This is a genomic window from Mesorhizobium caraganae (assembly GCF_016836705.1).
GTDB classification, from domain to species: Bacteria; Pseudomonadota; Alphaproteobacteria; order Rhizobiales; family Rhizobiaceae; genus Mesorhizobium; species Mesorhizobium caraganae.
Genome location: NZ_JAFCGY010000032.1, coordinates 30,538 through 52,642, shown reverse-complemented (window position 1 = coordinate 52,642; position 22,105 = coordinate 30,538). Strand labels below are relative to the sequence as shown.

11 protein-coding genes are annotated in these 22,105 nt (G+C 58.9%); 3 read left to right on the top strand and 8 right to left on the bottom strand.

The features are described 5' to 3' along the window. Positions 1 to 58: 58 nt before the first annotated feature. Together JQK88_RS30110 and JQK88_RS30105 are read left to right on the top strand one after the other, a co-directional pair. Positions 59 to 253, top strand: coding sequence for a hypothetical protein (locus JQK88_RS30110; RefSeq protein WP_203280357.1), 195 nt, complete (start codon positions 59 to 61; stop codon positions 251 to 253). A 1,551-nt stretch (positions 254 to 1,804) separates the two neighbouring features. Beyond that, positions 1,805 to 1,966, top strand: coding sequence for a Ulp1 family isopeptidase (locus JQK88_RS30105; RefSeq protein WP_203280356.1), 162 nt, complete (start codon positions 1,805 to 1,807; stop codon positions 1,964 to 1,966). Positions 1,967 to 2,402: 436 nt separating this feature from the next. On the opposite strand, the gene JQK88_RS30100 is transcribed toward JQK88_RS30105, so the two are convergent. From JQK88_RS30100 to JQK88_RS30090, 3 genes are all read right to left on the bottom strand, one after another. After that, positions 2,403 to 2,951: a tetratricopeptide repeat protein gene (locus JQK88_RS30100; RefSeq protein WP_203280355.1), complete on the bottom strand. Its 549-nt coding sequence runs from the start codon at positions 2,949 to 2,951 to the stop codon at positions 2,403 to 2,405. A gap of 9 nt (positions 2,952 to 2,960) precedes the next feature. Then, positions 2,961 to 5,081, bottom strand: a complete 2,121-nt coding sequence (gene sctV / locus JQK88_RS30095) for a type III secretion system export apparatus subunit SctV (RefSeq protein WP_203280365.1) — start codon at positions 5,079 to 5,081, stop codon at positions 2,961 to 2,963. 538 nt (positions 5,082 to 5,619) lie between these two features. Further along, positions 5,620 to 6,516: a SctD/MshK family protein gene (locus JQK88_RS30090; protein ID WP_203280354.1), complete on the bottom strand. Its 897-nt coding sequence runs from the start codon at positions 6,514 to 6,516 to the stop codon at positions 5,620 to 5,622. Between the two features lie 1,630 nt (positions 6,517 to 8,146). Here JQK88_RS30090 and JQK88_RS30085 point away from each other — a divergent pair. Continuing rightward, complete coding sequence (locus JQK88_RS30085; RefSeq protein WP_203280353.1) at positions 8,147 to 17,092, top strand: shikimate kinase; 8,946 nt, start codon at positions 8,147 to 8,149, stop codon at positions 17,090 to 17,092. A 1,121-nt stretch (positions 17,093 to 18,213) separates the two neighbouring features. Here JQK88_RS30085 and JQK88_RS30080 read toward each other — a convergent pair. From JQK88_RS30080 to sctQ, 5 genes are read right to left on the bottom strand one after another with little or no spacing between them, the layout of a single operon-like run. Further along, a complete protein-coding gene (locus JQK88_RS30080) occupies positions 18,214 to 19,251 on the bottom strand; it encodes an EscU/YscU/HrcU family type III secretion system export apparatus switch protein (RefSeq protein ID WP_203280352.1) in 1,038 nt (345 codons plus the stop codon). Then, positions 19,248 to 20,066 carry a type III secretion system export apparatus subunit SctT gene (sctT, locus tag JQK88_RS30075; RefSeq protein WP_203280351.1) on the bottom strand — a complete coding sequence of 273 codons (819 nt, stop codon included), beginning with the start codon at positions 20,064 to 20,066 and terminating at the stop codon, positions 19,248 to 19,250. The genes JQK88_RS30080 and sctT overlap by 4 nt, the downstream gene beginning before the upstream one ends. 8 nt (positions 20,067 to 20,074) lie before the next feature. Next, entirely contained in the window at positions 20,075 to 20,323 is a 249-nt protein-coding gene (locus JQK88_RS30070) for an EscS/YscS/HrcS family type III secretion system export apparatus protein (protein ID WP_203280350.1), read from the bottom strand. Positions 20,324 to 20,352: 29 nt separating this feature from the next. Further along, positions 20,353 to 21,018 carry a type III secretion system export apparatus subunit SctR gene (gene sctR / locus JQK88_RS30065; protein WP_203280349.1) on the bottom strand — a complete coding sequence of 222 codons (666 nt, stop codon included), beginning with the start codon at positions 21,016 to 21,018 and terminating at the stop codon, positions 20,353 to 20,355. Further along, the gene (sctQ, locus tag JQK88_RS30060) at positions 21,011 to 22,030 is read right to left on the bottom strand and encodes a type III secretion system cytoplasmic ring protein SctQ (RefSeq protein WP_312037358.1); all 1,020 of its coding nucleotides are present in this window, start codon (positions 22,028 to 22,030) and stop codon (positions 21,011 to 21,013) included. The genes sctR and sctQ overlap by 8 nt, the downstream gene beginning before the upstream one ends. Between the last annotated feature and the right edge of the window lie 75 nt (positions 22,031 to 22,105).

The window sequence follows — 22,105 nt, the reverse complement described above, 5'->3', positions numbered from 1 at the left end:
GGGCGGGCCCCTTCGACCGCGCGTCGTGTATTGCTTTGAGGCGTTGCAGGTCTCGTTTATGAAAGCCATCGTCGTGGGGCAGGAGATCGATCAACAATTGAACCAGCCCACCGTCCTTGCTCCCCGCTTTGAGATGGTACGAGGGTCGTCGTTCGTTGGAGCAAAGAAAGTCGGCTCTGGCGAGCAGCCGGACGTGTCGCAAAACGTACTCGCGACGCCGCCCCAGAATCTCCGCCAGCTCGCAAACCGTTAGGTCCGCATGCGCGCAAAGGCCCAGGATTCGAAGACGATCAAGATGCGCTGCCGTCCGCAAGCGACTGACCAGTGCCATCATTGGTCAGCATCAAGCCATATGGAAAAGTTGGGCGTCCGTCTTACTGACCTTGTCATTTGGCGTTCTCCGTATGTGCGGCTTTCGAAAAGTTTATTTTGTTGGACCGAGGTCAAGATGCTTGTAAAATATGCGGCATCGCAAATAATAAATATCCTGTTCTCTCATATCAAGATAAAAACTCCTGTTGACATCGCCTTTAAATCGAGATGCAAGCTGTTCGGCGGTCGGAGATTGCACGGCATTACGGTTTTGACTCACTGATTTCAGAGGCTTCGATAAGCGTACCATTCCAAGCGGTTTAGAGTTGCTAAGAGTCTATGAATTTCTTTGAAGAATCTGTTGCAACGCCGGCGCGCGCATTGGCAAGGTGCTGATCAGGCGGCGAGCAGGGGAAGGCAGGCGGCCAAATCAAGAAGCGCCTAATATGCCGGACAAATCATCCAGGTCGCAGCCGTCACCGCCATTATTGCGATCGCCGTCTCAGCATTCAGGAGTGTCGGTAGACCTTTTGACCGGCCTGCTCGCGGTCGCGCCCAGAGAGCGCAGCGCTTCTGTCAGGCCTGGACGGCGACTGGCACGATAGTGTGCGAACCGCTCGTTCATTATTGCCACTATCGCGCGGGGCTATTCTAGAAGGTCTCGACAGAGTCGACGCGACAGGGAGGAGATGGGGCTCGCTGCTTGTCCGTGCCATGGCGTTGGTGGCCTTGGAACAGCCAAGTTTGGCGTTTCACCCGCGCTGCTTGGGCATCGGCGAGCGCGACCGGCAAGATGTTCGATGGCATAGTCGCGTCATCATTGCCGCGGTGCGTCCGCGAACCCTGAGGATCTGGTCGAGTTCGCGCCGGTCGAAGCGCAACTGGCTGGTCGCGGCGCGGGCGTCGCGCCTCGATCAGCCGATGCTTCCCCATCCTCCTGCCGCTGTGATTGATCATGCCCCGACCGATCGATTAAATCTGCGTCGGCTTTGTTCGCGGTTTCGCGTCTGATTGCAAAGGCCTGCCGAGCAAGCCGGCACAGCGCTATTTCCGAAACGTCCAGTCACGTTTGCGAAGTGCGTGTCGGAATTGGTGATTCTATGACACATTATCGGCACCATTTAGCCGCGCCATTGCCCCAATGTCCGAAGAGATAGTCGGCGTTGCCTGAGACGGTTCGGTCCGGCACCGGCTCGTAAACCCCAAGCCCCCCGCCCACGGGTCAGTGCCGGATCGAACCACCTGCATTTTTCTTGGAAAGAATCAGGTGCAACGATCCCAAAAGATAATTGGCCGGCGGCAGTAGGCCTACTCCAAGGGGACAGCGCATTCGCGCCGCGCCGAGCGAATCCGACCAACAGAGGAAGCAAACCACAGGGGGCGTGCTCGCGCTTGAGGCGGCTACGCGAGACGGGCCATAGGACGTGTGGACTCTTGAGATTGAAGAAGGGCGCTGACACAAAGGCTGGGCGCTCGCCTGCAGCCAGTCCGCATGGCCCAGCAGCAAAACGGTTATGATTGCGGCCTCTTTGTGCTGGATGGCACGCGGGAGCTGACTCGACGGTTGGCGGAACAATCGCGGCCACGGCTCAATCTCGAAAACCTCGTTACCGATCGGAGAGCACTCCAGCAGCGACTCTCGCGAATTCGATGACCCGCTTTGGGGGAGCCGGCATGAGGCCCCACCTGGCCATCGTGAGGTTTGCCTGCGATTACTGAAATGAACCCGCGGAGTGGGACGGCTTGAGCCGGTTTGTTAGTTGGAAACTGACCCCTCAGACGTCGGTCTCGAAAGACTGGCCGACTTCATCCGCGAGCACAAAGCTAATCGCGGCGACGGCCAAAAATGGCGCAGCCGACGATTGTGCGCCACATTCCCTTGGTGGACCTTTTGTCGCCCTCCCTTGCGGTGCGTGTCGGCAGACGCCCCAAAAAACGAGCTGCACTGAACTGACAAGGTCCGGGAAATGCTTCGAAGTTAGTGTTTGCGGACGGGCACTAGCTGGTGGCTCCCACCTGATGACGACATAAGAGCCCGATTTGCGATTCCGTTTCTGGCATGCGCGTGCGAGTCTGGTGCATGTGCACAGCTATCGTGGTTGTGCCAACGTACTCCGTTCGGACTTCCCGTCAAACGCAAGCGACAGGTTGAGATTGTGCTGCACCATCTGATTGCCTTTTTCTGTTTCGAGAGCTTGCCGATACAGCACTTGTGCCGCGTCGTGCCGCCCTTCAATATCCAAGATAACTCCCTTCGCATTCAATGCACGCAAGTTACCTGGATCCGCAGCTAAGACGCTGTCGAGTACCTGAAGCGCCTCATGCGGGCGTTTCTGCGCCACCAAAGCATTCGTAAGACCGATCGCCGCATCGACATGGTCGGGATGCTGCTTCAGATCATCCCGCAACGCTCTCTCTTGAGCATCCTGACTGACTGCGCGCAGAATGCGTTCGCGCATAGCCGGATCGATCTTATTGGCGCCTAGCAACTCTGGGGGCGACGTCTCCTTCACTGAAAGGGCCGGCTTGTCCCAGCTGGCGCAACCGCCAAGAGGCAGAATGGCGAGTATTGCGAAGAGAAGTGAGCCCAGACGAAATGACAGTAACGGCGGAGCGAGTGTATTCTCATGTAAATTCATGCTTCGTTCTCAGCTTTCATCGAGTGCTGTGCCTTTCAGTTGGTGGGCAGCCCGGATAGTGGGAGACCCCCCTAGCGTTCCACTGTTCATTCCAAGCGGAAGCTTGACGGATCCGGCGGGCTGAATCGTAAAGTCGGAGGCGAGGTCCTGATAAGACAGTACGGCAAGATCGATCCCGTTTCGGGTGAGAAAACCGCGGACGAAGCGTCGGACATCCATTGAAGTTAATACAACAGGGCGGGTCTGACCCGGTGCTGTGCTGGAAAGGATCTGACGCATCTGTGACAGCAGCGCTTCGCTTTGCCGATCCTCTAACACGAGGTAGGGGCCTGCAGCCGAATCCCGAACCGCACTGCGCACCACATCCTCAGTCTCACGTTCGATGATAAAGGCGGGTACGATACCGTGTGTGGCATAGCGGTGACAGATCTGCCGCTTCATACCAGAACGAACGTATTCCGTGAGCAGGGCGACGTTTTGCTCACGTTCGCTCCACTCGGCCAATGCCTCCAAGACGAGCCGGGTATTGCGGATCGGGATACCTTCATCCAGTAGGCGGCGCAGCACATCGGCAATCCGAGGGATCGGCGTCGTGCGCAGCACCTCCTTCACCAGATCAGCATATTCCCGCTCCATCCGGCCCAGCAATTGGCGGGTCTCTTGGATGCCCACCAAGCGCGGTGCATAGCGGGTCAACGTCGCATGGACACGCAACGCGAGGAGTTCGCTAGGCCGGTGATGCCCGATGCCGGCGGCATTGAGAGCCGGTGCATGGCTTTGTTCGACCCAGACTCTGTCCGTTTCTGCATCATGCCGAAAGGGGATGCCGCTCGATTCAATGTTCGCCAGATCGTCTGTGAGCGTGAGCTGTGTCGGATTAATCAAATCCTGTTCGACCGGCACGCCCTCGACATCTATCCTGAATTGCGACTCGGGCAGTTGCTGGTCGGCCGCGATTGGGATGCGGGGAACGATAATGCCGAGATCGGCTGAGACTAGTTGCGAAACGCGTGCAATGTGCTGTTGCAATTCGACTTGGTCGATCGCATGCGTAAGGCTCGGCGCAAGGAAGAAGGCGATCGGACATGTCTCCGCAGGCACGTTTTCCTTTTGAGGCTCTACGGAAGCTGCAATTTTAGCATCGACATTGCCGGCGCCCAGCACATTACCCTTGGCAAGGCTTGCCGTGGCGAAGACTGCGGCCAAGATCAGAAAGACGGGCAGAGGGAAACCAGGAACAAACCCCATCACAACCAAGACGCAGGCCGCAAGCCGCAATGCTCGCTTACTGGCGGTGAGTTGATTGACTATGTCGGTACCAAGGTTGAGGCTCGCAGCCCCAGTTACTCGAGTGACGATGGTCGCTGCGGTAATTGAGAGCAGCAGGGCCGGAATCTGCGAGATTAGCGCATCACCTATCGTCAGCAGAGTGTAGTGATGCAGCACCTCGCCGAAGGACATACCCTTCGAGAGCAGGCCGATCGAAGTCCCACCCAGCATGTTGATGCAGATAACCACCAGCCCGGCGATGGCGTCGCCCTTCACAAATTTCATCGCGCCATCCATCGCGCCATAAAGTTGGCTTTCCTTCTCCAGTGCGGCGCGCCGCCTGCGAGATTCGTTGGCATCGATGTGGCCGTTCCGCAACTCTGCGTCGACCGCCATTTGCTTGCCCGGCAGAGCGTCGAGCGTGAAGCGCGCCGCCACTTCTGCTACGCGTTCGGCGCCCTTCGCGAGGACCATGAATTGCACCATGGTCACGACCAGAAATATGACAAAACCGACGACGATATTGCCTGAGATTACGAAATCGCCGAACGTGTGGATGATGCTGCCTGCCTCCCCCTCGGCCAGGATCAGTCGCGTCGTTGCGATGGTGAGCGCCAGACGGAATACTGTGGAAATCAAAATGACGCCGGGCAAAGAGGAAAAATCAAGTGGCGTGCTGACATACAGGGCAACCATCAGCAGCAGTATGGCCAATCCCATATTGAATCCGATCAGCGTGTCGATCGCCACGACCGGGACTGGCATGACCATCATAGCTATGGCCAGAAGCAGCATCAACGCGACCATTAAGTCCGGGTTGGCCGGCGCGCGCTTGATGAAGTTACGCAGGACGTTGGCCATGGCGGCCCCTTTATGATCGTTTAAGAATTGCTCTGCTGCTACGCAGCTTTCGAAGACCCACCAGCGCATGGCTACGCTTGAGACTGAGAGGCAGGCGTGAAGAGAGCTGGCCCTGGGGGTATCCAGTCTTACACCGCAGAAACCTTCCTTGAGTGCATAGCCGAGAAGCCACAGCAGTTGAACATCCCGAAAATCACGGTGGGCAGCGAGCCGCATCAGGGGCAAGTTTCGTGCGCTTTGCCCACACGCAAGGTGGACGTAGGAAAGGGCGCGGAAGAAATCGCGCTCCTGCTCGGGGATCAGCACGCCGGTTTCGGAAACGTTCGTCGGTCACATTGAAGCGTTGCGCTCGATCCGGGTCCACCATCGGCTGATCAAGCCGGTTGCGGTTCTGCCGGAGCAGAACCACCCGCCGTAACCCGTTCCGCAGGACGACAATGCCTTCACGCACCGCCGATTGATATCGAGCGCGACAGGATAGGTGGGGCGGCTTGACCATTGGAGTTCTCCTTAATATGGCCTGCAAATCTGGAAACTTTTAATACGGGAGAGAAGCAAGGCGGCCATTTCGGCTCAGCAGCACGCGGCCATCCTCGATCCGATCGACCGTCCATCCATCCTCCAAAAGGGCGCCGACAAAGTACTTCTCACCATCGATGACAACATACGGCAGGGAGCCACGCCAAACAGCTTCAACGGCGATTGCGGCTGGCGCCTTCTCCTCTTTGATGACCACCCCATTGACCAGTGTTAGAGCGCCCTTCGTGCGATGATCGAACCACTGCTGAGCCTTCTGCCAACTGGTGGCCGACGCAGACGTGACGGTGCCCTCAGCGGTCACAACACCCTTTGCGGAGCCGATCTTAATATTGAGCAGGCCCTCTTTATCGACTTCCTCTTGCAGGTCTTTGGCCGCTGCCACGGTAGTCTGATCGTCAGCGCGGTTATTGGTCAGCTTGGACTCAAGTTCGGCACCAGGTGAATTGGCGCTCAATGCACCAGCGTTGCCGTAGTAGGAGAAAATGGCCGAGAGCGCGCCGATCCCGAGAGAGCCGAGCAACACCAAGGCGAGCACGGAGACGGAGATGGATCGGCGTGGTATCCCGATCGAACCAGCTGGCGCTGCATCCTGCGCTGACCAGAGAATGGACATCGCGCCTGCGTGAATGACGACAGGAAGCGGAACCACAACGCACTCGCCTGCGGCAATATTCCTGTTGCCCTCCACGCCGAGTCCGGCTGCAAGGGCCTCGACCTGGATCGAATTGCCAAGAAGAGCGATACGAAGATGATGCCGCGCAAGTCCTTGCTCGACGAAGATTATATCGGCATCGAGGCCACTACCGATTAAGCTCGTTTCGAGAGACGCCTTACCGGTCAGTCCGCAATAGAGCCCCGACAGAACTTCGAAATGAAGGGAAACGGCATCATTCAAGGATGATCTTCCGAACAAGGAGGAAGCCGCATGGCAATTGCCATGCGGCTCGTTTCGGTTCTACATCGCGCCAGCGCGATCGAGGCTCTAGAGTCCCGCTTTCGACGTTACTGAACGCGTTCGTCGGCCGCCTTCTTGATTGTCTGGAGTTCCATCGAAACAGTGCGCAGCTGCATACTCCTAGCCGTAGCCTCCGCGCTAACCGCCGCTAGATCCTTGATTTGCTCGTCGAACGCAGCAGCCCCAGCGCCTCGGGCAGCTGCGGTCCCAGCAACCGAAGCAGCGGTGCCAGCCATACTAGCAACGGTTCCAATGTTACCAAAGCCACTTAGGATATTGGCCATATTGTTTCCCTTTCTGTCGAATTGTGCCGTCAAACGACACGCCACGTCCTGACGAGGACCATCCAGCGTCAGGTATCCTCTTCCGTTTCTGCCATAGCGTCCTCGGCATCAGCCATGACATCACTCATAATGGTGAGCGCAACGGAACTGAGAGCTGCTTGGAAGGCTTCGCTTTGAGTTGCAGCTTGCGAGCCGTCCCCAGAGATGGTCGGACTATCCGCCCGATCGCTCCCGCGAACCGGCCTGTTATGACCAGAAGGCCCGCCGGATTGGTGCGGCGGCTGTCCATTCGAATGTCCATGACCCCCTGTACGAGCCAATGAAACATCGATGCTGCCAACTCCACTCCCAATTGCTGCGACCATCAGGTCCTCCGTTAATCGTCAATTCCGTCGACGGGCGACGATGCCGTGTAGGCATCGACACCCTCAAGCTATAGCCGCCAGCTTTCGACAAGCTGACGAGTCTCAGCAAGAACGGCGCTGTCGCAAATCACGGTTGCGGCGATCTGGCCTCTTCCTGTTGAGGCAGATTTCTTCCCAGGCATCATTTTCGCCGCGAGGTGGGGTGGGGCGGTGCGTTCTACTGCAGGCACCGGATCAGCTGTCGTGATCTTGAATTGTAGTGTCGCCTAGGCTGGCGCGAAGGAGACAGCGTTTGTCAGCCTGTGATCTATCGCCCGGCCGCCTGCGGGGTCCCGTTTACACGTCACCGGTCTCCAACGGAATTGTCAGCGGTGCTGTGTGGCCGTACTCCTGTTTTCAGCTCAGTCTCGGTCACCGAGTGCACGCACGCGGCGCCTGTTTGTGCCGAATAGTAGACGTCCGCGATCGGTGCGTCGGCCGCCAACGTTCGGCGCTAATGCGTCCGCATCACCTGGCTCTTCCATTCGGTCGTCCTACGCTCCCGGCGCGTCCAAGCCTGCGCGACCGCGATATCAATAGGCCTGAAGCTGCCGGTCAGTGACCCGTCCGCCTGAGCGCGCATGTGCCGTCCCGCCTTCGATGCCAACTTTTCTTCAGCGGGCCACCGACGCAGCTTCGGGGAAAATAAACGCGGTTTCCACTGGATCATTGCCATGCTTGTGAAAGTCGTCAGCTTCTCGAAAGCTCACGCTCGTTATGAGAGCGTGGACATCAGGCAGAAGGCCACGCCGGAATCGAAGCGACCGCGAAGAGAGGCGGCGGTTGCGGTTCATCTAGGCCAGGGAGCGCTCGACGACCCAGCGCCTTTGGATGGCCGACAACACTTAGGTAGCGCATTCTCGCCTGTATCGGAGATGGAATATGACGGGGATTGGCCGATCTCGCAAATCGCGCGTTGGGAATGCTGGAGCGGACAGCACGTGGGGATCGAGCAGTTTGCGCCCGGAATCAAGTCTTGCCCTTGCGGAAGGCAGTCAATCGTTCGATTCCGTCGTGGAGCGGATGCGCTCTGGGCCTCAAGATAGAGGGTCGTCCTCCGCTCAAACTGCGCCCGGTGCCGATGATGCCCTTGGCGACAGGTTTTCCGGCCTCTCCGTTGGCCCACAGCGGCTCCTGGACCCTGCGATACGCGCAGCCGCTGCCCCACGTGCAGGCACTGCGCGGCGGCGCGGTTTTCCCTCTATGTCGGAGGGTGAAGCCACGGCGCCGGTCGCCAGCCCGCCGCCAACTTCGGGTGTGGCAGGCGCCATTTCCCTGTCAGGCGAAGAAATCAACGCAACAAAGCGACAAATGGACGGACTGCTTGAGGGACTTGACGCTTGCCGAAACGCGGCCTTGCAAGCCCAGAACTCGGAGGAGGCGCAGGAGCTGATCGATCGGCTCGTCAATGCAGGCTCAACAGTTCTGGACTATTACGCGAGCCTGCCCCCGGCTGTGGCGCGGAGCATTCTGTCCGACGATCGGGCGCGTGGACTCCGCGACGAGGCGCTCGATGCGGCGAACCAATGCAACGAACTGGCCACCGCGACTCTCTACAACTTGGAAGGGCGCAGGAAGAGTGCGACCGCCGTGCTCAACGGGATGCAATCCAAAGCTACCCCCGACCAGCTGAGCCGAGTGGCTTCCAGTGTGGCGAAGCACTATGTGGCCTGCACGCAGTGGTGGGAAAAGAAGGCACGTCGCTGCGAACGAATGCGGTCGGTCTGTGCCGCCACTGCCAATTTGCCAAGTGCAACTGCCGAGATGCGGCAGGACGAAGAGGCCGCGCTGCGGCTGCACACCGGCTGGGCACTGAATACGAAGGTTATGCAGCTGCAATCGCGGGTCGCTCTCGCGCAGGTCAAGATTGAGCCGCACGCGAGCACGTTCGAAGCACCCGTGAGGGAAATCCTCATGGGTGAGAACGGGCAAGTGCGTCTGCTGGGAACCTTCATCGGCGACGTCTTTCCGGCATTCAACTCGACGTCCGACGCTGTTCTGAACAGCAAAGGACGCCCACTCGACGCAGAGCACTGCGCCGTTCTGGAAGGTGTCATGGAGCGGCTTTCGGGATTTGCGTCGGCGATGCACGACATCCTTGCCAAGCTTAGCGATGACCGAACAGGCCTCCCATTGGAACTATTGGGCCAGATCGTGGAGGGCGCGTGGATCACTGCGGACGAGGTCATGCACCTCCTGGCACTGCAGCCGAAGCCGCAAGCCACCATTGCACCGCCGGCCGACGCTAGCGCTGCGATGCCGGCCGACACTGCCGGCAAGGCTGCAGTGGCCGAAGGCACTGCAACGCGCAGCAGAAAGGGAAAAGGCAAGAGCAAGCCGGCCGCTGGCGCCGGGAGTTCGGCCACGGGGCGGCCGGAACCGCAAGTCGCTGCGGGCGTCGGCGACACGGCGCCTGCAGCCAAGGTTCTGGTGCGCCCGGATCTAGGGAAGAAGCTCGTGAGCGCGAAGGAGGCGCACGCGAGTGCGGCGGCGGCGGCAGACTTGGCAATCTGCCAGGCCCCGCCGTCCATGGGGGTCCTGACGCCACGACTGGAGCGGTTGGACGAACTTTTGCAGTTCGATCTGGCTGGTCAGCAAAGGACCGTCTCGCAAGCGCGCCAGATGAAACCCGAGGACGCCGACCACACCGTGGACACCGTGGTCAAGCGCCTGCAAACGCAGGCCACCGAGATGCAGGCCTGTCTGGCCGCGTTGGAGGAGCCTCGTCGACGCGTCCTACTCACGCCTGCGCAAGTGATTGAAGTGGACGACAAAACAGCCCGGCTCAAGGTGTTGTTATCCGAGGCCCAGAAACTGGCGAAGGCTGTGAACTCGGAACCAAGTCTTGTCCCTGGGAAAGGCAGCCAATCGTTCGATTCCGTCGTGGAGCGGATGCACTCTGGGCCTCAAGAAACGTCCTCCGCTCACATTGCGCGCGGTGCCGATGATGCCCTTGGCGACAAATCTTCCGGACCCTCCCTTGGCACACATCGAATCTTGGGCGCTGCGCCAGGTGAAGTCACTGCGCCGCGGCGCGGTTTTCCCTCAGTGCCGAAGGGTGGACCGCCAGCTCGAGAAGAAACCTCTTTGGGTTCTGATGGCAAACCCTGGCTCGGCCATCAAGGACCCAGAAGCTCGCAACCAGATACGCTGCTACCCCATAGGCAACCCGAGTCCGACCCGGGTGCAGGACCGGGAAGGCGGCGTTTCGACCAGGTAGCCGCACAGAGCTTCAACGAAGCATACTCGGAAAACCTAATTAATAACGCTTTGCATGACATTTCTTTCGCTCGCGACATCACTAGATTCTCATGCGCTGTGGTGGAGTATGACAGGAAGCTGCAGGGTCGAGCGCATCACGCAACATTCCTGCAAAGGGCCGCTTCCGAGTTCAAACGCGAATTTGTCCCAAGATGGGAACAAGATATCCGCGCCCGCAATACCTGGGGGTATGCCACCTCATGCAACGCGATGAGCCGGGAGCCTGGTGGTCAGGCAGGCATGGAAGCTTGCAGGGCCATGGCAGCTCAGGTGTCGAGGCTCGGCAATGCGCTAAACGATGTCGAAAGCAAAACGCTTTCGCTGTTCGTATTGTCGTTCAGTCGCTATCCCAGGGTGGCGGAATGTCGCAATGGAATGATTAGAATCGCCAAGTTTTTTCGTGAGCGCCGCGGAGCGCTTTCGGAGCTCAACAGTCAAAGTCTCGCCCTGCTGGTCAACGGTTTCAGCAAGTGGCCGCAACAGGAGAACTCTCGTGAGGCCACAATAGCAGTTGCCGCCGAGATTCGCCGTCGCCCTCCCGGGCTCTCTGATTTTGGTCCGCAAAACCTAGCTAACGTTGTGAACGGTTTGAGCAAGTGGCCGGAAGAGGCGGAGTGTCGCGGTGCAATAAGGGCAATCGCCAGCGAGATCCGTCACCGCGCTGACCGCCGCGATGTCTGGCTCTCCGACTTTGGCCCGCAGAACCTGGCTACCGTGGTGAACGGTTTGAGCAAGTGGCCGGAAGAAGCGGAGTGTCGCGGTGCTATAAAGGCAATCGCTAGCGAGGTCCGTCACCGCGCGGGTCGCCGCGATGTCTGGCTCTCTGATTTTGATCCACAGGCGTTGGCGAACCTGGTGAACGGCTTTAGCAAGTGGCCGCAGGACTGCCGAGACGCTATAGTTGCAATCGCCGACGAGGTCCATCACCGCGCGGGCCGCCGCGATGTCTGGCTCTCTGGTTTTGATCCACAGGCGTTGGCGAACCTGGTGAACGGCTTTAGCAAGTGGCCGCAGGACTGCCGAGACGCTATAGTTGCAATCGCCGACGAGGTCCATCACCGCGGCGACCGGCTCTCCAGTTTTACTCCCCAGCACTTGGCGAACCTGGTGAACGGCTTCAGCAGGTGGCCCGAGGGGGCGAAGTGCAACGACGCTATACTTGCAATCGCCGGCGAGGTTCGTCGCCGCGCCGGCCGAGCGGACCGGCTCTCCAGTTTTACTCCCCAGCACTTGTCGAGCCTGGTGAACGGCTTCAGCAGATGGCCAGAAAGGACAGACGGCCACAGCGTTATAGTTGAAATCGCCGACGAGGTCCGTCGCCGAGCCGACCGGCTGTCTGGGTTTGATCCGCAGGCGCTAGCGAACCTGGTGAATGGTTTCAGCAAGTGGCCTGACGAGACGCGCTGTGGCGACGCCACACTGGCGATCGCCGGTGAGCTCTGTCGCCGCGCCGACCGGCTATCTGGGTTTGATCCGCAGGGTCTGGCGAACCTGGTGAATGGTTTCAGCAAGTGGCCTGACGAGACGCGCTGTGGCGACGCCACGCTGGCGATCGCCGGTGAGCTCTGTCGCCGCGCCGACCGGCTATCTGGGTTTGATCCGCAGGCGCTAGCGAACCTGGTGAACGGTTTCAGCAAGTGGCCACAAGAGCAGAACTCACGTCACGCCACCGCTGTGATCGCCGGTGAGGTGCTTCATCGCGCCGACCGGCTCCCCGATTTTACCTCTCAGCACTTAGCGAATCTGGTGAACGGCTTTAGCAAGTGGCCACGAGAGGAGAACTCACGTCAGGCCACCGTTGTAATCGCCGATGAGGTGCTTCGCGCCGATCGGCTGTCTGATTTCACTCCGCAGGGTCTGGCGAGCATGGTGAACGGTTTCAGCAAGTGGCTGCAAGAGCAGGACACTCGCCAAGCCACAGTCGCGATCGCCAACGAGGTCTCTCGCCGTGACAACCGGCTCTCAGATTTTACTCCGCAGGGACTGGCGAACTTGATGAACGGGTTTAGCAAGTGGCCGGAAGAGGCGGCGTGCCATGGGGCGATAATCGACATGGCGGGCAAACTCGGCTCGGGAGACGTGCGATTCGGAGCGTTCACCACAACTCAGCTCAGCATGATCGCCAATGCTCTGGGGCGAGGTGTCACGAGGGGAGAGGGCACCGGAGAGATCATAGAGACCGCTCTGCTGAAGAATCGGCTGCACGATCTGGCCCACTACCTTCACTATGCCAGTGATCGTCTGGAGCAGGCCCAGGTGCTGAACATCGCCATGTTTTTCAAGGCGCTGGCTAAGGCTCAATTGTTTGACGATCTCGGTTTGCTCGCACGCACGGGGTTAGACCGGTTGACCGAACTGCATCATACCCCTGGTTTTGCCGCTGAGAACAACCTCGAAATCATGGGCAATCTGTGCGTCGCCCTGCTGCCGCTGGCGCGCAGCCCGCGCAAGGACTTGCGCTGGCACCGGAGGCAGGCTCTAAACTTGCTCAACGACATTCAACCGATCATCGAGCACAAGATCGAGGGGCATCTCAAAGCAGGCGATGCCGAGCGGACCCGTGGGCCGTGCTCGAGCCGTTGTCCCGCCTTGTCGATCTATCAAACGCTCAAGGCCCGTGCGGTTCTGGCGACAATGTTCAGGCGACCGTATGTCGAGGGCAAGAAGTCCGATTTGCGGGTGAGGCAGGAAGAGCTGCAGTTCAAGACCAAGGAGATTTTGGACAAAACGGGCGGCCTCGTCGAAGGCGACCTTTCCAACATGAGCTGGAACCTGATCGCGGAGATCGCGGCGGAGACACCGGTCGATGCGCTGGACACGTTCGTGGCGCAGAATGCAGCGACGGTCCAGGCCCAGCATCCGGCGTCCGTCTTCGACGTCCATCAAGTGTTGCGAGCCATGGACCATGAGCCCAGACCGCCGCAGGGTGAGGCGGGACTGATGCAGTTGCAGGTGGTGGACATGCAAGGCCGGCCAGTGGCCACGGAGCCCGAGACACGCTATTCGATTTTTCATCGCCTGACCTCGGGGGTTTTGCCCGTCGTCGCGGTGCAACTGCCAGGAAAGCCGAGCGCTTTCATGCTGGCACGCACGGTCACCGTCGAGGGTGTGCCATACCGCATGGACCTGTTCGGCGGAAGCAAGTTGAAGCCGCCGAAAAAGCCCGTTTCACAGGTCGCCGCCCGCGTTCCAGGTATGGTGGGGGCAGAGTCTTCCGGGGGGAAGCTGCTGGCGATTCCATATGCCGAAACCGCACCGGGCACTGCCTTCGAGCAGCTATCGCGTGCCTGGGCCCCTTTCAAGGAGGCTTATTATTACACTCAGCGCAGGGGTTTTGCCGCGCCGCCGGCAATCAAGGGCCTGGGGGTTCACGACTACGCGCTGGAGGGCACCTTCAAACTGTCGCTGCTGCCGGATCGCCCTGCCAACCAGGAGCATCCCTTCAAGCTGACTGGGCCGGAAGGCCCGATTGCCTTGCGACCGCATGACGGCTGCGGCTTCATCAAGGCCTCGCTGGCCAACCGTATGACAGCTGTTCGCCGGGCCGGCCGGCAGGAAGGCCCTGATCGGATGCCTGCTTTTGCTGAGGGAAGAAGAACGTCCGTTCCCGCATCAGCGCTGCAACACTATCCCCGCAGCGAGCCGGTGGCCGATGAGGCGCATGAGAAGGCCAAAACCTGGCTTGAGAGCAGACAAGGGCGAGGTTTGACGTCTGAAGAGTTGTTTCGCACCGTGACGGCCGGACACATCGACGGTCCCGGCGCTGTTGCCGTACCGTCCAGTGATGAGTGTCTCCATGTGCCGACGCTCAAGAGCGACACGTTGGGGACGAGCGGCGTGCTGGTCGGGCGATCCCCCTATGACAAGCCGAACCTGCGCCCGTTTGCCGCCCAACGAGTCAAGGCAGCAGTTGATGGGGATCCGACCGCTGTGTTTCTCGATAACTGCACAGCCATCCAATACAGTTTTAATGTCGCCCAGAAGTCGGGGGAAGAATTGGCGAGCGACGATCCGGCTTTTTTTGCCAAAGGCATTCTGATCGTTGTCCCGGATAAGATGTGGCCGGCCGCCTACGCCGACCGTGGACTGGTCATGTCTGCCGAGGACGTCAAGTGCCATTCGAGCTGGACCTCGAGCAAGGACCGCGTCAAGGTGGACACGCCGCTCGACTGCCTCGGCATCCTGCAGGCGACCGAGGTGTTCGCCCCTGGCTCGTTGGTTGCCGTCCCGACCGGTGAGCAGAAAAAGCTTGACGGCGACTTCGACGGGGACACCGTTGTCATCGTCGGGGACCGGCCCCAGCTTTATGAGCATGTGCGCCAGTTCGATCATAAGGAGCAAGCTCTCGGACGTCCGTCGCTGAAGCCGCCAAAGTCGCATACCCCGGCGCTTGAGGGCGACAATTACCAGTTCGGTCGTGCCCGCCAGATCCTCGCCGCCACGCAGGATGTCCTGGAAACCTATAGCTGCCTGCAGCGAAACTTTCTGGCTCAATCCCATGAAGCACAACGCTGGTTTGCCGAGCGTGCCGTCTTTGGCACCTACGAGGGCGTTCACCACGAGCTCAGGCGAGAGATCCGTCAGCTGTTGGGCCAGGAAGAGGTGAGTAGCCAGGAGATCCAGAACACGTTTGCGAAAGCGAGGCACGAGATCGAGGTCGCCAAACATCCGGTTGCTCGCGAAATGGCCGAGTTGCTCCTCGCCGACCTTGCGGCATGGGCAATGAAGCCGAATGAGCAACTCCGGCCCGAAACAATCGAAAGCGCGAACGCCGCAAACCCGACCCTCAGCGCAAGGCTCTGCGAGCTTTTTGCGGATCTGGTGGAGACCTATCCGGCAACGCCTCAGCCACGAGACCGCATCCAGGTTTTGCTCGACCACTATCCTCCTCGCATCGACCCTCGCCCGGATGGTTACAATCCGGACGACCTCGTACAAAGCGCAACCAACTTGCTGAGCCTTGGCATCAAGGTCGGCACCGACGCCTACAAATCCGATACTGGCGCCAACCTCTTTTTCAAGAAGAGCCAGAACCTTCAGCGGCTGCTGCATGCGACACCGGGTTTGAAGTCCGTGCCCTACGTCAAGGGCGTGGCGGCGACCCTCGCCCAGGGAAGGTTTGATGTCGATGCGACCTTGGAGGATCTGAGGGACAACCCCACGCTGGCGGCTTCAATCATGGAGACCTCGATCAAACTCGCTGCGGAGCGGGGCATTTTGCCCAAACCCTCCGGCCTCCGGCCCGCCGCCGAGGATGCTGACATGATCACACTGACCCGCGAGGAGGCCTCAGAGCGCGCCCAAAATGAGGCTGACCGCGCTAGGGCCGAAGAGACGAAAATCACCGAGGCGGCACTCGGCGTTGCCGCAAGCCTCGGAAAGACGGACATCCAGGTGAAGATGCCCCATCTGGATCACCGCTTGAAATCGCATGCCTCCATGACAGATCAGTTCACCGGCATGAGCATCCCGCCCGGCAGCGCTCCACAGCTCATCAGCAATGCTGTACGCCATGTCTTCGAAGTCTCTGACAAGGATTTTACACGAGCCTTCAAGAAAGCCATGCTGGCCTTCGAGGAGCGGGGCTACGCCGAACGCCAGACAACCAACTGGTTCAGAATGCGCAGTCCGACTTTCATCGGCATCAAGACAGTGCTCACCACGCCGGAAGCTTATCGCTTCGAGGTGGAGTTCCACACGCCAAGCAGCTACAGGGCCAAGCTTGCCAATCACGACACTTATAAAATCCTCGACAGGCTGCGGCGGCAAGCGAGCGGGGATGCTTTGGAGCAAGCTAAGGCCGAGGAACTGGTGCAGCGGACGAGAGAGGTCTGCACGGAGATTGAGATCCCCGATGACGTCCTGAGCATAGCTCACTGGGGAGCCGAAGGGGATCGTAGGGGTGGCGCCTCCGCGGCATTTGGATTGCGAGCTGTCGAACAATCAAGAATGCCCGAGATCGCCAGGTCACCGGAGGCAAGAGAGATTGTCGAGGCCCTCGACGTGCGGCCGATCGTGCTCGTCGGCATGCCAGGCGCCGGAAAATCCACCATTGGCTCAGCCATCGCCAAGCGACTGGGCCTGCGCTTCATCGATACCGACCAAAAAATCAAAAAAGAGGCCGGCAAATCGATATCGCAGATTTTCGTCGACCATGGCGAGAACCATTTCAGGGAGCTCGAGGCGAAGGTAATTGCGCGTGTGCTCGAGCAAGGGCCCGCGGTGATCGCGACTGGTGGAGGCTCGTTCATGCATAAGCAGACCCGGCGCCTCGTCGGCGAGAAAGCGGTCTCGCTCTGGCTCGATACCAGCCTGGACATAGTCCAACGTCGCCTCAGGAACGATACCAACCGCCCGCTGCTGCAAGGCCCTAACCCGGATCAGGAAATCACCCAACTAATGAGCGAGCGCAAGCCGCTTTATACACAAGCCGATGTCACGGTCGTCCCGCCCCACGAAAAAGATAAAAAGAACGTGGATCCCTGCGTTGAGGCGCTGCACGTCTATCTTCGCGGCGAGGCGACCGCGGACCGCAGCACCGCGAATGTCGTGGGGATGGCAGAATAACCGACAGCGAACTCCGCCACAGTCGAGGCCGTCCTCAGCGACTGTCCAGCGTCAGTGCTGATTGGACCGAATTGGCTCGAGTGCGAATGGAGGATTTCTGGTTCATCGTAGCCCTGAAGAAGGGAAGATAAGACAGAAATCCGGGACAGGGAAGCGCCACTGGAGAAGGACATCAAAGGAAATCCGCCGAGCGAGCCGCTCGCATTATTCGGCCGGGGCGAAGATCGGGATCGTTCTAGAAGGGTATGCAGTGGGGAATCGATTGCTGTGCCGACGCGAGCGAATGCCGAGAGCACACTACAACAGGTCGAAGGAGACTTCCGGCAAGCCGGGAAGGGCGGCTTGCCGGCGGCACGCTAAGTGTCGTGGACCATGTCATCCAGTGGCGCTCATCCCGATCCATCGAGTACCGCCACAATCCGCCGACCGACAACAACACATTCCCGCAAGAAGAGCAGGCGCGAAATTGTATTTCCTGGAGCAATAGTCCCTTTGGCAGTTGACCAGTGACCCCTTTCCTTACGTGAGCTTGACTCGGTTCGGTCAAAATAAGCTCGTCTAACCGCATCCATAGCCGGTGCGCAAGGAGGTTGCGGACCTGCCCTGTGGGGACGATTGAGCTTTGCTCACACCCTCGCGATTTGTCTGCACTTTTTTGCCGCCAGCGCATGATGGTTGAACGTTTCCAGGCCAACATTGTCGCCGAGCGATCCCGCCGGACTTCCCGATCCGGAACGCAGGTTCATAATCTGGTTTGGAGCTCCGGCCGGAAACCGGCGACACCGCAAAAGCGGCCGATGCTGCCTGCCAGCAATGACACGCCGATAAGGCTAATGGCGGCTCGCCTACCGACACGCTGCGTTGTCGCCTTCGATGATTGGACCTTTCGTCGCAAAGTTTTCAGGCCACGGTCTTGAGGTCCTGCTCCTGATGTGCGCCCAGGGCAGGGGGTTGCCGATCTGGCCGTTCGGGTGGCAGTTGATGATCCTTGCGAGCAGTCGGCCAGGTCGCCGAGTGGCTCAGCCGCACATGAGGGCCTGACAGAAGACCACGCTCGATCACGCGTCGAAAAGGGCAGAAGCCTCTTGCAATACGGGCGGCAACCACAGAAGGCTCCACAGCTATACTAAGCCTGCGGCGAAAAGTGCTTTCGCGACAGGCTCGAAATGTTGCGTAGGAACGGCGTCGCCCAGCTTCGTTGTGCTGATGAGCTGATGCGTAAGCACGTGATCATCGACAATGTGGAGACGTAGCGCCCGCGCCTCATTTAACCTGTCTGAAGCAGCCTCGCCCTCGGCGCGGCAAACCAAGACCGGCACCCCGATCTCGCTACGAACGTATCGCAGACCGACCAGTATCGCCCTCCCTTTGAAGATCAACGTGGCGCGGTGCACCCCAAGCGGAGGCTCGCCAGCAGACTCGTCGCGGAGGCGGCGTCGTTGACGCTTCAACTCCGGCGTACCTTGCTGTTCCTTCAACTCGCGCGTCACTTCGGTCTTAGTCATGCGCATTTCGCGCAGAAACAATGCACGCTGCAACAGGATATCGATCAGTCCGCCGACCAGAAGTGCACCGGCGCCGATTGCCATCAGCAGTTTCGCCTCCGTAAAGACGAAGCCGATACAGCCCATGCCACAGACCGGCAGATAGACCATCGTCTTCCATGTGCCGAGAAGGAAGAGGAGAAAGGTTGTGCTGAGGACCAATACCTTAAACAGCGTCTTCCCAACCTCCACTGCAGAACGCGCAGACGCCATGCGCTTCAGCCCTTGAAAGGGGTCAATTTTCTCAAAGTTGAGTTTCATCGGCTCTAGAGAGAAGACAAATCCACCATTGACTATTAATCCGGCCAAAATTACCGCGGCGACGAGAGTTCCAAGCAGCGGGCCAACAGTTTCCAGTGAGAGTTCTGTCAGCAGGACCAGTGCCTGCCGGACCGCGACATTGAAGGGCAGATTCTGCAGATTGCCGGTTAATAGTAGCGCTTCGTGGCATTTGTCTAGGATCACGCTCCCTCTTAGCCAAATGTAGCCGAGCCCAGCGCAAGTGGCGACCGCGCGGACGAAATCGGCGCTGCGTGGAATCTGCCCTTTTTTGCGCGCTTCGCTTAGCTTCTTCGGGGTGGCGGCGCGTGTCTTCTCTTCACTCGTGTCGCTCATTTCAGCAGCTTGTCGAACCACTCAAGCGCGCCATTCGCTTGTGTGATCTCCAGGTTCATCCCCTCGATGAGATAGGCAGTGTAGGTAATCATGATAATCGGAAAGCCGATATTCTTGATCGTCGGGGACAGTTGGCTCGACTTGAATTGGGGCGCAAAGCGCCGCAGTATCATCATTGACATGTCAACCAGCACCAGGAAGGACACTACAGGCCCGGAGACCAACAATGTCGTGCGCATGATGTGATCGAGGAGCCTTAATAACTCCGTGGCTCCTTGCGTGGTCAATGTGGGGTGAAACCGATACACGGGCCAGATCTGGAAGCTGCCATAAAGGGCGCTGATCATAGCCTCCAGGCCTCCTGATGCGACGAAGATCGTAATTGCAGTGATCCCGAGAAAAACCCCCATAGCGGAAGCCTGACTGTTCGTCGCGGGGTCGGACGGAGCAGACGGGCTGGTGATGCCGCGTTGGTTGTCGACAAACTCGCCGGCCGCCTGAAGGCTCCATAACGGGATGCCGAGAAAAGTGCCAAGTAGCAGGCCGACAAAAACCTCCTTCAATCCGAGCAGAGTTACCTGGATCAGACGTGTTTCAGGATCCAGCGCCTGCAACCCGTCACTGACGTGTGCCAAGCATGGTAGTCCGAAGGCAACAGCCAGGCAGCTGCGGATCAGCCCGCCGATCTGTGCCCGTGTAAACACAGGAAGAACCATCATAATGCCCATCGCGCGGCCCGCGCCAAGGCCGGCGGCAACGACGAGTTCGATAGCCGCATGGATCAGGATTTGAATCTCGGCCGATGACGCATACATGGTGGAAGCTAATAGCTAGGTGTCATTGCGGGAAACTCCGTAAAGACTTGGTCGGCCAGCCTTATGAGCGGGGCGCTCAGCACAGGGGCAAACAGGCCAATCACCGCCACAACGACCAGAAGCTTCACGGTGAGGGGCAAGCTTTCATCCTGGATCTGCGTTGCCGCCTGGACGATGCCAATGCCTAGGCCAACAATCACCGATGCAATGAGCGGTGGCAGAATCCAGATCATGAAAACCACCAACGACTGGCTCATAAGAGTGACAATACTGGATTGGGTAATGATCAACCTCCCGGTGTGGTGTAACTCAATACAAGTCCGTGCATCAATCTCGACCAACCATCAATAGCGACGAACAAAAAGAGCTTGAAAGGGACAGATATGACTGTTGGGGATACCATCGACATACCCATCGCCATCAAAATTGTCGTTACGATAAGATCGATGACGATAAAGGGAAGATAGAGAAGAAAGCCTATTTCGAAGGCACGCTTGAGTTCTGAAATTAGAAAAGATGGTACGAGAATGGCAAAATCATCAGGTGTGGCTCTGGCGCGCATTTCCTCTGGCCAGACTTTTTCGGTCGAGGAGAGGAAAAATCGCCGCTGCTCTTCGTTTGTGAATATCTTGAGATGATCGCGCAAGGGCTCACCTCCCGCTTTGGCAGCGCTTACCCAGTCATCGAGTGTCTGATAACGGAGCTTCGGATCCGTCATCCGATCATAGGTCTGTTCAACAACGGGCGCGCTAACGAACATGGTGAGGATCAATGCCGCGGCGTACAGTACTATGTTCGGTGGAATCGTCTGGGTGCCGAGCGCATTGCGGACGAGGAATAGAACAACTGATACCTTTACAAACGCCGTGGTTGTGACGACCGCTAAAACCAGCAGACCGAGTCCGGCGGTAACCGCAAGAAGCGACAGGATTGCCGGCTGAACCTCAGTCATTGGATGCCAACCTGCCGCGGAGTCTGATGCCCAGCTCATCTCCGATGCGCACGATGTCGCCACGACCGATACGCCGACCATTGGCAAGTATGTCGACCGGACCGTCAATCGGCCGACCAAGTTCGAAAACATGGCCTTCCCCGGCACTCCTCAGCTCCCCTAGAGGGATAGGCCAGCGGCCGCACTCAAAGACAAGCACGATCTCAACATCATCGAGATCGGCTTCCGACGGCCCTGGTTGCGATTCGGGTTGTGTCATATGCGCATTCTCCAAGGGGCACGATCGTGGGCGGAAAGGCCCCCGCAGGATTAGGTGGTCGCCCTCAAGATCTGCCCCGGCCCATAACTGGCCCACGGACAGGGTGATCTGGCCGCGGCCGAACGGCGATATGTCTGGCAACAGAGCATCCCCGACACATGCTTTGCGAAGAAGCGCCGCTGGAACGCGAAGCGTGCCGATCTCTCCTGCCACTGTGACCGGGAGCTCTGGGAATAGCTCGCGCGGCTGTCGCGGCAGCTGGCCAAGCAGTTCGCCTAACGCGCGGAAGGCAGACGGCACCAAGCCATCAAGAGGCGAGAACAGGAACAGACGACCCTTGCCATTGACTGGGCCGAAGACGATATCCAATTCGAGATGAGGAGCCAATGTCATGGCTTCACGGACATGGAGGAGTTGCACGTTCCGCTGCATCTGATCCTCCAGTCGAGCGATAAGCGGCTCGAATGCAAGTTGGAGAATGAGCGAAGCAGTTGGCTCGGAAGGGAAAGCAAGGCCGCTCTGCACTGTCGAGACGAGCGCCTCTAAAAGCCGTCGCGACAGCGACAAGACGATCGTTTCAGCTCCTACGCGCCAAATGCAGTCAAGCATCGGAATGGCAGAAGGTTCCTGCTGCCAGACAAGCCCTTCCATCCGCACCGATAACGTCTTGTCGCCGATCCGGCTCTGAAACGGCCTGCGGTAAGCCGCTATATCATTGAGCCACGAGACCACCACGTGAGACAGTGTTAGCACTGGTTCGAATATAGCGGGTCTGACCACAGTGGTTACCAAAGCGGGCTCTAAACTGCACGATCGCGTCACCCAGAG

Bases quoted from the DNA above. Each gene is read 5' to 3' on its own strand.
- JQK88_RS30105 (WP_203280356.1), top strand. From the start codon at position 1,805: ATGGCCCAGCAGCAAAACGGTTATGATTGCGGCCTCTTTGTGCTGGAT.
- JQK88_RS30100 (WP_203280355.1), bottom strand. From the start codon at position 2,951: ATGAATTTACATGAGAATACACTCGCTCCGCCGTTACTGTCATTTCGT.
- JQK88_RS30110 (WP_203280357.1), top strand. From the start codon at position 59: ATGAAAGCCATCGTCGTGGGGCAGGAGATCGATCAACAATTGAACCAG.
- sctV (WP_203280365.1), bottom strand. From the start codon at position 5,081: ATGGCCAACGTCCTGCGTAACTTCATCAAGCGCGCGCCGGCCAACCCG.
- JQK88_RS30080 (WP_203280352.1), bottom strand. From the start codon at position 19,251: ATGAGCGACACGAGTGAAGAGAAGACACGCGCCGCCACCCCGAAGAAG.
- sctT (WP_203280351.1), bottom strand. From the start codon at position 20,066: ATGTATGCGTCATCGGCCGAGATTCAAATCCTGATCCATGCGGCTATC.
- JQK88_RS30070 (WP_203280350.1), bottom strand. From the start codon at position 20,323: ATGAGCCAGTCGTTGGTGGTTTTCATGATCTGGATTCTGCCACCGCTC.
- JQK88_RS30085 (WP_203280353.1), top strand. From the start codon at position 8,147: ATGACGGGGATTGGCCGATCTCGCAAATCGCGCGTTGGGAATGCTGGA.
- sctR (WP_203280349.1), bottom strand. From the start codon at position 21,018: ATGACTGAGGTTCAGCCGGCAATCCTGTCGCTTCTTGCGGTTACCGCC.